The sequence below is a fragment of the Kocuria atrinae genome (genome assembly GCF_039531425.1).
In the GTDB taxonomy this organism is placed as follows: domain Bacteria; phylum Actinomycetota; class Actinomycetes; order Actinomycetales; family Micrococcaceae; genus Kocuria; species Kocuria atrinae.
This window is the reverse complement of record NZ_BAAAQA010000009.1, coordinates 1-13074: the sequence shown is the minus strand read 5'-3', so window position 1 is coordinate 13074 and position 13074 is coordinate 1. Positions and strand designations below refer to the sequence as shown.

Genomic DNA, 13074 nt, shown 5'->3' with positions numbered 1-13074 from the left:
ATGACCCATACTGATTGGTGATGCGGATGTCTTGAGAGATCTGTCGCGTATGTCCTGAAGGAACACACCCTAAGCTCCACCCAAAGTGTCTTACGGGAACACGCGACATGACTTGAAGAGTCGTGTTCGTGTTCCGCCCCCTCGCCTTCGTCGCCGCTGTGCTCGTGAGCTTCGCGGATGATGGTGGCGAACGGCTCGGCAAGGCGCGGGCGTAGTTGTTCGTCGTCGGTGATGTCGAGCCGCGTGTAGAAGGCTTGGTTCGCCAACCTGCGGTCGGCGTCGTGGGATCGAGCGTAGGCGCGGTGCGTGTCAGTGAGCAGCCGCAGGCTGTCGTGCAGGAATGCCCGCCCGCCGGTGTGGTGCTCGTCGTGCTCGGCGAGGCGTTGGTTCACGTCTGCGAGGCCTGCCCGGATGCGGTCTTGGTGCCGTTTCAGGGTGGGCAGGTCGATAGCGTCGGCGAAGTGCGCGGCGAGGAGCTTGACACTCTCGGATTCGAGCCTGGCTCGGTTTGCCATGAGGTCGGCGATTTCCTGGCTGCGGCCTGCGGTGCGCTTGTCGAACGCGGCATCGACGTCGGCAGCGATGCGGTCGTAGGTGCTGTCATTGATCGTGATGCTCGCGTAGGAGTCGGCGACGAGGCGTTCGGCGACTGCGACGGGCACGGCCCGGCGGGTGCAGGTGGTGCGCTTGGATGCTCTGCCGGAGCAGACGAAGTAGGCGTAGGTGACGCCCTTGGGGTTGGTGGCGAAGTCAAGCAGCATCCGCGACCCGCAGGTGCCGCAGTGCAACAAGCCTTTGAGGTGGTGGGCGTGCTGGACGTGCCGCGTCATCTTCGCCGTCCGCGCCCGCAGGAGCGATTGCACCGTGTCGAACAGCTCCGGTTCCACGATGGGTTCATGCGCGCCGGGATGCAACGCGCCCTTGTAGCGGATCACCCCGGCGTAGTAGGGGTTCGTGAGCAGCTTGTAGAGCGTGTTCTTCCCCAGCGGCTTCGACGGCCGCTTCGGCGTCGGCACCGTCACCAGCCCTCGCGCGGTGAGGTCGCGCAGCAGCCCGGTCACGGAGGTCTCACCTTTGGCGTAGGTCTCGAATGCCCAGGTGATGAGTGGTGCGCGCTCGGGATCGACCTCGACGGTTCTGATTTCGCGGCCCGCGTCGTCGGTGCGGCGGACGTTGAGGTAGCCGATGGGAGCGCGCATCGGAGTGCCGCCTTGGGCGACCTTCTGTGACAAGCCCTTGGTGACTTCGGTGGCGAGGTTGCGGGAGTAGAACTCCGCAATCGAGGACATGATGCCGTGGACGAGCATCCCCGAAGGCGTCTGGTCGATGGACTCCGTTGCCGACACTAGGGTAACTCCGGCGTTGATGAGCGCTTCGTGAATCTTCACGTCGTCGGCGCGGTTGCGGGCGAGCCGGTCGAGCTTGTGAACGACGCAGAACTGCACCCGGCTCGCAGCGATGAACGCCAGCATGTCCTGCAACCCATCACGATCCGCAGACCGCGCCGACTCCCCGGCGTCGATGAACTCGCGCACGATCCGCGCCCCCAGTTCGTCGGCTTTTCGCGCGTTAGCCTCGCGCTGTGCCGGGATCGAGAAGCCCTCCTCGGTGCCGCCACGCTCGGCCTGTTCCCGCGTGGACACCCGCAGATACGACACGGCAAGGAGCAGGGGCTTGTCCTCGGCGTGATCGTCGGTCACGCCTGCCGGGGTGAGGGTGGGAGCAGTGATCGTGCTCATGCGGTGCTCCTTCGTTCGTGCAGTGGCCCGGGTTCCATTGTCCGCCGTCCTCCGGCGTTGCTGTCCTGGGAATCTGCGGTCAGCTCGTCAGGCGGCGGAAGGTCGTAGGGGTCTGGTTCCCCGGCGCGGTGCGCGTCGTAGCGGGCCTGGGTGATGCTCAGCACCCACTCCACCAACTTCGCCACGTCCGGCTCCACCCGCCGGATGGCTCGCAGCCGTAGCCGCCCAGGATCGTTGCCGCCCGTGCCTGGCCCGAGCGCACCCCTGCCCTGCGCCGCACGTCGCGGTCGCTCAGCCGGGGGTCGGTTCGGGTCACTCATCTCACTATCTCACGCGATGGCAGATACGCCAGTAGGATCCAAGGTAGCACAGATATGGCGTAACGGCTATTGCGTGAGTTTCGGCGTGGTTTCCGCTAGGCTGAGGGTGTGATCGAGGACTTGGAGAGTGTGCCGCTGCTGATGGCAGCGGACTTGCCTGCGGGCTGGCAGTTGCCAGACCCCACCCCCATCGACCCCGAACACGACAGTTCCGGGATCGACGCGGCCCTCAAGTACGAGCAGTGGGTAGACCCCGCGCCGGGCCTTGATCGGAAGCTGAACTCCAGCCACAACAACAACGACTCCGGGCGTTGGTTCCTGATCCAGCACGTCGAGTCGTCCACCCGCGTGCTGCTGCGCCTGCAGCGCCAGTACCTGCTCGATGAGGAGCCGATGGGCGAGGTGCGGATTACCGGGATCGTGTATCTCCCCGAGTGGGCGGGCGACCCGGTGGCCAGTCCGATGCTGCGGAACTTGCCCACGTCGAGGATCGAGGCGGCGATCAACCGCCGTCAGTTCGCCGTCACCGGGGCCAGCCGCTTCGAGGACGGCACCATGACCATGCCCTCGGGTCGCGCCCTCCGCGCCGAGGACGTGATGAAGCCGCTCGGGAACCCGAAGCGCACTGCCGATTTCTACGAGGTCGTCGCCCTGCAACACACTCGCCTTGTGGACGACGGGGAACCGAACCCGACCGCGCGCATGGCGCAGATCAGCCGTGTGCCCCTCTCGACCGCGCAGGGCTGGGTCGCCCGCGCCCGTCGCAAAGGACTGCTCCCACCCGGACGCCGAGGCCGCGCCGGGTAAGGGTTCGCATGACGAGCTGGGCAGTTGACGACGCGGGCGTGGTGCGCCTGCCAGACGGTCGCCTGATCCGTGGCACGGGTGCGCGTCGGTCTCGCGGTCAGGCCCCGGCCCCTGAGTTCGCCGTCTATCTCCTAGGCCGCGACCCTCGCGTGGCCGACTGGCCCTACTGCTGGGTCAGGTGGCCGGACTTCCGTTTGCCCGCCTCCACTGAGGACGCCGTAGACGCGCTACGGGAAGCGCACACGCGGGCCGCGTCCGAGCGGGTCGAGATTGCCTGCGGCGGCGGGATCGGCAGAACCGGAACCGCTCTCGCTGTGCTTGCCGTGATGAGCGGCGTTCCTGCCGACGCCGCCGTGGAGTGGGTGCGAACGAACTACCACCCCCGCGCCGTCGAGACTCGTCGCCAACGCGCCTGGATCGCCACCGTCGCACCCTCTCTCTCCTGACATCAAGCCGCCGCCCCTCGCCGCACCCTTCCGAGCGCACCCGCTCGCCACCGCCCCGGCACCCCCAATCGCTCCCGGCATCTTCCCGGTTCTCGCCCCTGTCTCAGCGAATGAACGTATCCTAAGTGCCGTAGTTGCTGATACGCTAGATGCTCAGTGAGGTTGCGGAAGGATGGTGGTCGAGGTGCATGGCGGCGTGATCCCGTTCCGGGGAACCGGGGCCGATGCGCTGCGCTATGTCGAATCCGACCGTTCCCGCGCTGACGACTACTACCTCGGCGCGGAGACGACCGTCGCCCAGTTCACGGCGCTCGACAGCGACGGCGCGGTGGCCGCTGAGCTGGCACTTCAGCCTGAAGCGTATGCGGGGTGGGTGGACTGGACGAACCCGCTCACGGGCGAGTCGATGGGCACGCCCCGCCGGGCGGGGTCGGATCGGCGCGGTTCGCCCCGGTTCATGGAAATGGTCATCAACACACCGAAGTCACTGTCGATTGCCGCGGCGCTGCACCCGGAGGTCTCCGACGCCTTGGATGCGGCCCAGCAGGATGCGCCGGCGGAGATTCGGCGCTGGCTAGCCCTCCACTCCGTCACTCGCGTTGGCCCGCTGGGGGCGCAGGAGGTTGTGCCCGTCGAGCAGTTGCAGGTCGTCGGCATTACCCACCGCACGTCGCGGGCGGGTGATCCGCACCGGCACATCCACATGCAGATCGGCACCCGCGTGTTCGCGGCAGGCAAATGGCGGGGCCTGTTTACCGCCGCCTTGTTCAAGCAGCAGGGCGCGATCCGCGCCCTTGGCACGGCTGTGATCGCCGCCAGCCCCGAGCTTGCCGCTGTGCTCGACCGGCACGGCCTGACCCTCGATGCCGCCACGGGTGAAGTGGTCGAGTTGCAGCCCTTCAACTCTCTGATGAGCAAGCGGGGCGAGCAGGTGCGTCGCAACCTCGAACGTCTCGAAGCCGAATGGGATCAGGCGCACCCCGGCGAGAGCATGGGGCCGGTCGTCGCCACCAGACTGCGAGCCGAGGCATGGGTGCATGAGCGGCCCGCGAAGAAGCCCACCACACTGGCCGAGGAAGCCGCATGGGTCGCCGAGCTGCGCGAAGCCGGATACGACCCCGACACCTTGCGCCGCCCCGCCCCGCGCCCATCGGTGACGCTGGACGACTTGAGCGTGCAGGAGGTTGCCTCCCGCACGCTCGACCGTTGCGCCGCCGCCGCATCCGCGTGGACGGCGCACACGGTGACCGAGCACGCGACCCGGATCATGACCGAGCACGGCGTGCAAGCGACCCCTGCCGAGATACGCGACTTCATCACGGTTGCATCCCGGTTGGCGCTCGAGGACTGCTTCACGATCCTCCCGCCCGACGCACCACGCCCGGAGCATGTGGCGCATCTGACGAGCGTGCGCGTCATGCAAGCCGAGACGGAACTGCGCGACCTCATCGCCGCACGGGTGCCCGCCGATGAGCCGGCCTTGCCGAATGTGCGCCAGTTGGCGCAGGTCGCCGGCCTCGACGCCGGCCAGACCGAGGCTGCCTCAGCGGTCGCCTCCACCGACGCCCTGGTGATCGTGGAAGGCGCGGCGGGCAGCGGAAAGACGACCATGCTCGGAGTCGCAATCGAGGTCGTGCAGCAGGAGGGCCGACAGGCACGGGTGGTCGCGCCGACGAAGAAGGCCGCCGACGTCGCACAGCAGACCCTCGGTGTTCCGGCTGACTCGGTGGCGGCGCTTGTCCATGCCCACGGCTATAGGTGGAACGCTGACGGGGTATGGACGCGCCTCGCGCCCGGCGACCTCGACGCCGAGACGGGCCGCACCTACAACGGCCCGCCCGAGACCGCACGCCTGCGCGAGGGTGAGCGGATTGTGGTGGACGAGGCGGGGATGCTCGACCAGGACAGCGCCCTTGCCCTGTTTACCGTCGCCGCAGAGCACGGCGCAACCCTTGCGCTCATCGGCGACCGGGCGCAACTGCCTGCCGTGGGGCGCGGCGGCGTGCTCGACATGGCCGCGCAGATTCGGGGCCGCACCATCGACATGGCAGAGGTACACAGGTTCAACGACCCCGCCTACGCCGACCTCAGCGTCCGGTTGCGGGGCCGTGATGATCCCCCTGCGATTTTCGATGACCTCCACGCCCTCGGCTTGATCCAGTTGCATGCCGACACCGACGAGCTGCACGAGCACATTGCCACGCAGCGAGGTGACGGGCAGGCGGTCACCGTCGCCACGAACGACGAAGCCACGAAGCTGAATGCGCGTATCCGTGATGAGCGGGTGCGCCCCGGGGCCGTAGACGACAGCGCGACCGCGACCGGCAGTGACGGCCTGCCGGTGGGTCGGGGTGATCTGATTCAGACGCGGAAGAACGACACCGCCTTGGGGGTCGCAAACCGGCAGCAATGGATCGTCCAGCACGTCGAGGACGACGGCACGGTCTGGGCAATCGAAGCCGACAGCGGCCGCAAGCGTGACCGCTCGGTGCGGATGCCTGCCGCGTATTTCACCGAGCATGCACACCTGGCTTACGCCTCCACCGCCTACGGGGTGCAGGGAGTGACGGTGCCGGTCTCGCACACGATCCTCACCGACACGATGAGCGGCCCTGCCGTCTACGTCGGCATGACCAGAGGCAAGAACGAGAACCAGCTACACATCATCGCCGAGAGCCTGCCGGAGGCGCGGGAGCAGTTCATCGAGGCGATGGAACGCGACCGCGCCGACCGTGGCCTCACCGACGCCACCCAACAGGCAGCAGAAGCCGTGCGGGGGCTGGTTGAGGGCGGCCCGGTGAAGCTCGTACACATCGAGATAGCGGCCCTCGAACGGCTTGCCGAACAATCCGAAGCCAGCGCCTCACGGTGGCTGCAAGCATCCGATGCCATGGACGAGCTGTATGCCCGGCAGCGGTTCGAGCGCGAGCAGGCGGTTGAGGCCAACGATGCGGCGAAGCAGCAGCTCGAGCTCGTGCGCGCCGAGGTCGCCGAACCACTCATGACGCAGGCACGCGCCGCACTGACTGATTGGCAGCAGGCCGACGCTGGAGAGCAGACCGCAAGCGCGAAGGTGCGCACGGCGAGGAGGTTCAGGAAGCGTCGCGCGACCACCGAGCACGACACCGCCCAGATCGTCGCCCGCGACGCAAAACGACGCCTCACGAAGACATGGGGCGAGCCGCCCCGCTGGAACGAGACCCAGCAAGCGTGGGTCGAGCGCATCATCACGCCCCAGATCGACGCTGACCCGCGTGTGGTCGAGGCTGAGCAGCAGCGCGCCGCCACCGCGCAGGCTCTCCATTCTGTGATCGAGCCGAACCCGTGGCCGACCATCGGTGTCTACGCCCACATCTTCGGCGAGGAGGTGGTGAGGAAGAACCCTGGTGCCTACGTCAACGCACGCCCCGCACGCCACGCCGAAGACGCGACCCGCGCCGCACACCACGCTCGCGCGGAAGCCGAGACGCTACGCGCCCTGACCCCGGCCGAGGCGGTCGAACGAATCAGGCAGACCCGCGCGGCTGAGGAAGCCCGCCGCGAGACCGCCCGCATGCTCGCGGAACGCGAACGCCAACTCCGCGTCTCCCGCTCGTCCCACAGCAGCCCCGGCTATGACGGGCCGAGCCTGAGCCGGTGAACCGTACGAACCGCCCTAATTGCCTCGGCGGGTGAGCTAGAAGTCCTTGGTTTGTAACCACGCCAGCAGTTGGGACTCGCGCTCGGCGGTGGAATCCGGTTCCCATGCGCCGCTGTGGAGCGAGTCGATGATGTGGCCGTCGAGCAGGTATACGACGCGTTCCGCGCGGGCGGCGCATGCGGGATCGTGGGTCACCATGACGATCGTGGTACCTGTTTGATGGGCGTCGGTGAGGGCGTCGAGCACCTCTCGTGTCATGCTGCTGTTGAGTGCCCCGGTAGGTTCGTCGGCGAACAGAATCGCGGGCTCCGTGGCGAGTGCGCGGCAGATGCTCGCGCGCTGGAGTTGTCCACCCGACACCTTGGTGATGCCGTTGCCTGCGATGTGCGCGATCCCGAACCTCTCCATGAGCGCATCGACGCGCTTTTCGGATGCTTCACCCTCGGCTTTTCCGCCTGCGGCTTTTCCGCCTGCGGCTTTCATGGCGGGCAGCAGGATGTTGTCCCGGATAGACAGGTTGGCGAGGAAGTGCGCCTGCTGGAACACGAAGCCCATCTGGGTGAGGCGTACCCGGCTCATCTCCGCATCGCGCAGCTCGGTGAGTTCGCGGCCGTCGAGTGTGACGCTGCCAGCGGTAGGGCGGTCCATGCCGCTCATGCTGTAGAGCAGCGTTGACTTGCCTGATCCCGACGCCCCCATGACGGCGAGGAACTCTCCTCGCTGTACATTGAGGTCGATGCCGTGCAGCACCTGCGTGGGAGGGTCCGTGGAAAGGAAGCTCTTGTGGAGCCCTCGCACACGGAGCAGCGGCTGTGGTTGTCCCGCTTCTGCCTGGCGTGTCACAGAAGTTCCTTTCGTCTGAAGTGCGACCGGGCCTCTCGGTTCGTTCATCATCGCAGCCACTCGCTTCGGTCGGCGCGGCGCAGTCGTCGGGTCAGGATCAGCGTGCCGACCGTGCCTGCTCCAATTAGTAGGAGCGGGTAAGCGAGGTAGACGATCCATGGGTTCGGGATGAAGGAGAGGCGGGCGATTCCCATGCTGGGTCCGAGGATCGAGCCTACGAGCGCCTCCCCAGCGGTGGCCGCGAACAGTGTGCCGAGCAGCACACCCGCGGCCACCGTGAGCAGCGCCTTGAGCTGCAACTGGGCGGCGATCTCGCGCAGCGAGAATCCGAGGGCAGAGAGGACCCCCATCTTCTGCCGATCCTTGCTGACCTGAAGGCGCAAGAACAACGTCGCGATGAGTGCCGCAGCTCCAATGGCGATCGCGAGCGTTACGACTGCGACTCCTCGAAGGGCATCGGTGATGTATGCGAGGGTTTGCTGCACGTAGTGGCGCATCGGGATCACCGACGCCGCAGGTTCCAGTGCGTCGTATTCGCGGGCGATCACCACGGCGGCATCGTCACCGTTGTCTTCCGCGTTTGCCAGGCTGGCGTACACGACCCAGCGCTGGGCCTGCGCGGCTATGGTCTCCTGGTCCACGTTGCCCTGCATCTTCGCGGTGTAGCCGCCGCTGGTGATGTCCTGGTACACGCCACTGACCCGAGCCTCTTGTTCCTCACCATCCTGGCGCACCGTGAGCGTATCGCCGGGTACGACCCCAAACTCTTCGGCATTGAGCAAGCTCAGTGCGATCTCGCCGTCGGCCGGGGGCTGCCCCTGTGCGAACTCGAGCGTGGAATCGGAGTAATCGCCCACCTCGACCCGCAGTGCTTCCCACCCCTCCTCACCGCGAGCCTCGAAGAGCATCCCCGCATACGAGACGACCTCACCGATCCTTGGGTCCGATTCCAGCTTCGTGAGTAAGCGCTGCCGCGCTTCTCCCGCCGAGTTCGAGCCGCCAGTTTCATCGTCCGCCGTTGAGAATTGGACATCGATGCGCAGGTCGCTTTCCGGTGCGCCCATGTACGTGACGAAGCGCGGACTCTCGAAAGTGGTGAGCAGATTTGTCGGCAGGATGAGCAGCACAGACGCGATGAAGAACACCGCCGGTACGAGCAGCCACTGTCGGCGCTCTGCGCGCAGATCGAGCCATGCGAGGCGCAATCCGAGCTTCCCAGAACTCACGCCTGTCAATGCGGAGGGACGGTTGTGCTCACGCTTGCCGACGCGTCTGGCCGCACGTCGGGCGGACCGTCTAGCGCGCCCCACCGTCACGCGTTCACTCACGGTGCTGCCATGGATGAGCGCCCCTACGACATCAACTCTTCGTACCGCTCGCAGCACGTTCGCGCAGATGCCGACGATCAACCCGAAGAGCACAGCGAGCGCCAGAATCGGAGCGGCGTAGCTCACCCACGTCGTCGGTGCGGCCGCGAAGTTCGTCTGGATGTCGCGGGTGAGAAGTGGCACCGCGAACATCGCGAGAATCCCGCCCGCTGCGCACGCAACGAGCGCCATCACACCGTAACGCGACAGGTACAGGCCGGAGATGGTGCGCGTTGGCAGGCCGATGGCACGCATAGCACCGATCTCATGGATCTCGTCTTCCAGCGTGCTGCGGATCACGAAGCGCACATTCAGCAGAGCAATCGCAATGAGCATGAGGCTCGCAAACATGAACGCGATCGCCGTAAGACCCCCGCTGAACACGTTGATAAGCCGGATCATGACCTCGGTCACGGCCTGCCCATTCTTCGGAAGCGCCTCATCGGACTCATACGCCTGCTGGAAGTCCGACAGCTGTGCGGTGTCACTGAGCCGATACTCCACGATGATCTCCGGGGTGCCCCCGCCACCCGACGACAATCGCTCGAAATCCTGATCCGACACGAGGAAGCGGGTCGCAGACGACATCGAAGAGGCCATCTGCGCATCGCGCACGAACCCGACGACCTCGAACTGCTCGGCTTGCCCTTCCGAGCCGCCCGAGGTGCGCACCGTCAACCGGTCGCCAACCTCGATCCCGAACTGCAGCTCGTAAGCGACGGGCACGTAGACCTCGCCGTCACGTGGGCGGGGAACCCCATCTCCGCCGGTCTCAAGCAGAAAGTCGAAGTCGTCGTTCTGGGTGACGAAGAGGTTGTCGATCAGGCTCTCCGACAGGTCGCCGGTCTCTCCTGTCGCGGGCCGCTGCCACCCGATCGCCTGTCCGTCGAAGCCGATCATCTCTTCGATCAGCCAGGCGTCGATTTCCGGGTGCTCGGCTGCGAACGACTCCAACGCACCCTCGTCGAAGTCCCCCTGGTGCATCTGCAGGAAGTGCGGCGGCTTGGCCGTGGCGAACATGCGATCCACGGACCCCGAGACCCGTTCGAGCACCATGGCCCCGCTGGCCATGAGGAACGCGCTGAGCATCATCACGACGAGCAGCGCGATGGCGACGCCGCGGTTCCGTCGCAGGTCGTTGCGCAGATACCTGAGCACGATAGACGAAGTCACAAGCGGCCTCCGGTTTCTTGCGCGGGGCTGTACTGCCCGGCGTTTCCCGCGCTGGAACTGTCCGCCCCCGCGCTGTCTTGAACCGCGCGGCGCAGCTCGGACTCGATGGACCGCACACTGCGGGCGCGGGGAATGACCAGTGCGAGGACGACGAGCAGGAGCCCGACGACTCCGAACAGCAGGCCGATGCCTCGCGACGGGCCTGTGCCGATGATCTGCCCGATGCTCGATGCGAGGGGGCCATCAGGGACGAGCAGAGGGTTGAACACAGTGTCCGCGAGCACCCCCGAGAGCGCGTAGGCGACGACGTAGCCGAGCTGGGAGATGAATCCGATAAGCCCCCACACTCTGCCCTGAATATTGTTCGGGATCGCCGACCGGGCGAGCACTTCCATGCTGGTGTTCAGCGGCGGCAGGGTGAGGAAGAAAACGAAGGCGAACGTGCCGATGAGGAACACATTCGTCGTCGCCCCCATCAACGCCACCACGATGCCACCGACAGCGAGGAAGGCCGACATGCTGCGGAGATGGTGGCTGCCCATCCCGATGATGCCAATTGCGAGGCTCGCGATCACTATGCCGACGGCTGCGATCGAGCGCACCACGCCGAGTGTCTCTTCGCTGGTGAGGTCAAGCATCATCGGGGTCAAAAGGGTTTGCAGAAACCCCATGCAGAACGTAATGAGCGTGACCAGCAGCACGAGCACGGTGATACCGCGGTTCTCCGAAAGGAAGCGCAACCCGGCGCGGAGGTCTGTCCATACCCCCGGAACTGCTGCGGTTCGATGCGGTTGTCCTGCCCCTCTGATGAGGAGCATGAGGGCGGTGGCGACCGCGGTGAGCGCAAGATCCACGGCCACCACGTTCGTCACGTCAAAACGCGCCATGAGTAGACCAGCCAGGGCAGGAGAGACGACGAGCTGCGCAGCGGACGCAAGTTGCACGAACCCACCGGCTCGCGCGTACTGTGCCGGGGAAAGTAGATCGGTCACGATCGCGCGGTATGCGGGATCGAGCACCGAAGCCGACACCGAACTCAGGACGAGGCAGAGGCAGATGAGCGGGAGATTTCCTCCCGAGAAGTGCAGCGTGACGAGCACGAACGCGAGACTTGCCGCCGAGAGCGCGTTACTCAGCGCCATGAGCTTTTTCCGGTCGAAGCGATCCGCGAGCACACCCGCGAACGGCGCGAGCACGACCGCAGGTAGGAATCCCACGAGGGTCACGAGCGCGACTGAGGTACTTAAGCCCGTCTGCTGGTAGGCGTAGATGGTCAAAGCGAACGGTGTCAGCCCGTTCCCGGTCTTAGCGATCAGCTGCGCGACCCAGATGAGTGCGAACTGCCACCCACCGTGCCGCGGCGCGATCCGTGCTTCCTCCCGCCGATCAGGGGCCGGTACCATCACTCTCCCGCGCCTTCCCCGTGCGCCAGCGTGTCGGCACCCTGCCAGCCGCCCACGAACGCGCGGAGCGCCCGGTCGTACTGGCGGTGCGGATCGTACTGCCAACCGCTGTTGAAGACCGCAGCGAGATGCGGGAAATGGGCCGGTGAAACCTGCTGGTTGCTTTCTGGATCTGCGTCACCGCCGACGGGATCCCCGGCCTCGGCGAGCACATGACCGACGGTGTAGTTCACCAAAGCGTTGAGCAGGTCGGCTGTCTCGGCATCGGCACTCATTCCCGCAGAGACAAGAGACGCGAGCAGCCGCTCCATCAGCGCAAACAGTTCCGGGCCCGTGGCAGGGCGGGTGCCCACGATGACGATGGCTCGGGGATGGGCGAGCAGGGATTCGCGCAAGGCGTGCATGACACGCACCAGATGCTCTCGCCACCCGGTATCGCCGCCCTGCGGATCAGGGGCCTGGACGCCGTGCCAGATAACCTCCATCAGACCGTCGAGCACCGCAGCCTTACCCGGAAAATGGCGGTAGAGCATCATCGGGTCGGTGCCGAGCTCCGTACCCAGGCGTCGCATCGTGAGGCCGTTGATACCGTGCTCGTCAACGATGCCCAATGCTGTTTCGAGGATAAAATCGCGCGTGAGCGCAGGACGCTTATCGGTACCCCGTACGTTCATCCGAGTCTTCCCTTCAGTGCATGTGAACCTCACCATGCACCTTCAGCCGCACAGTATCTACGCTGTAGACTACACCATAGATGAGCGGCCAGACGGAAGCGACCAGGGTGCAAGAGACGTCAATGACGGCCTGACTGGCTTCGGCCACTCGGCGCTAGCGAAGCCCCGATCCGCGTTTCTTTGCCGAGGTTGGAGAGAGCGTCGGTGACGCTCAGAGGGACATCAACCATGAGGCGAACGATCGCGATGTGAGGCCCATCGAGCAGAGTGCTGACATGTGAGTGCAGCATCCAGCGCAAGGCAACCTCCAACGCTGCTATCGCGTCTTAGCCCACACCGTTCCCCTGTGAACCCCGAACTGACGCGCGATCGCCTTCACGCTGACGCCTTGCTCGCGGGCCGTTCGCATAGCGTCCACTTCCTTCTCCGTCAGCCGTGTTCGAGGTCGTTTCTTTGGTTCCGCCGACGCCCCGATCAGAGCGTCATCTGCCTCGCCCTCGGAGTCGGTATCGTCGCAAGACCCTTGATTCCACGCGGAAACAAGCTTCTGAACCCGTGGTCGTCTGTTCCCCCAGCGCTCAATTGCTTCCACTCTGTGATCTCTCAGGAGATCAGCGACAACCCGGACCCTTATTTGGGGTCCGGGTTTTTTGCTGTCCGGG

The 13074-nt window shown here is 65.8% G+C and carries 9 protein-coding genes; 3 read left to right on the top strand and 6 right to left on the bottom strand.

Features of this window, described 5'->3' with window-relative positions; genetic code table 11:
* Together ABD283_RS05210 and ABD283_RS05205 are read right to left on the bottom strand one after the other, a co-directional pair.
* Positions 1-1739, bottom strand: a 1739-nt coding sequence (locus tag ABD283_RS05210; protein ID WP_344223942.1) for a recombinase family protein, incomplete at its 3' end; no start/stop codon positions are given.
* Entirely contained in the window at positions 1736-1924 is a 189-nt protein-coding gene (locus tag ABD283_RS05205; protein ID WP_344223941.1) for a hypothetical protein, read from the bottom strand. The genes ABD283_RS05210 and ABD283_RS05205, both read right to left, overlap by 4 nt.
* Before the next feature lie 243 nt (positions 1925-2167).
* On the opposite strand from ABD283_RS05205, the gene ABD283_RS05200 reads away from it, so the two are divergent.
* The 3 genes from ABD283_RS05200 (at position 2168) to mobF (ending at position 6952) form a co-directional block, all read left to right on the top strand.
* The gene (locus tag ABD283_RS05200) at positions 2168-2866 is read left to right on the top strand and encodes a hypothetical protein (protein ID WP_344223940.1); all 699 of its coding nucleotides are present in this window, start codon (positions 2168-2170) and stop codon (positions 2864-2866) included.
* An 8-nt stretch (positions 2867-2874) separates the two neighbouring features.
* Positions 2875-3312: a protein-tyrosine phosphatase family protein gene (locus ABD283_RS05195; RefSeq protein WP_344223939.1), complete on the top strand. Its 438-nt coding sequence runs from the start codon at positions 2875-2877 to the stop codon at positions 3310-3312.
* 172 nt (positions 3313-3484) lie between these two features.
* Positions 3485-6952, top strand: coding sequence for a MobF family relaxase (gene mobF / locus ABD283_RS05190; protein ID WP_344223938.1), 3468 nt, complete (start codon positions 3485-3487; stop codon positions 6950-6952).
* Between the two features lie 36 nt (positions 6953-6988).
* On the opposite strand, the gene ABD283_RS05185 is transcribed toward mobF, so the two are convergent.
* From ABD283_RS05185 to ABD283_RS05170, 4 genes are read right to left on the bottom strand one after another with little or no spacing between them, the layout of a single operon-like run.
* Positions 6989-7795 (bottom strand): ABC transporter ATP-binding protein, encoded by an 807-nt coding sequence (locus ABD283_RS05185; protein WP_344223937.1) that lies wholly within the window; start codon positions 7793-7795, stop codon positions 6989-6991.
* A 47-nt stretch (positions 7796-7842) separates the two neighbouring features.
* Positions 7843-10335, bottom strand: coding sequence for an ABC transporter permease (locus ABD283_RS05180; protein ID WP_344223936.1), 2493 nt, complete (start codon positions 10333-10335; stop codon positions 7843-7845).
* Positions 10332-11738, bottom strand: a complete 1407-nt coding sequence (locus ABD283_RS05175; protein ID WP_344223943.1) for an MFS transporter — start codon at positions 11736-11738, stop codon at positions 10332-10334. The genes ABD283_RS05180 and ABD283_RS05175 overlap by 4 nt, the downstream gene beginning before the upstream one ends.
* Complete coding sequence (locus tag ABD283_RS05170; protein WP_344223935.1) at positions 11738-12412, bottom strand: TetR/AcrR family transcriptional regulator; 675 nt, start codon at positions 12410-12412, stop codon at positions 11738-11740. Before ABD283_RS05170 ends, ABD283_RS05175 begins: the two co-directional genes overlap by 1 nt.
* Positions 12413-13074 lie beyond the last annotated feature (662 nt).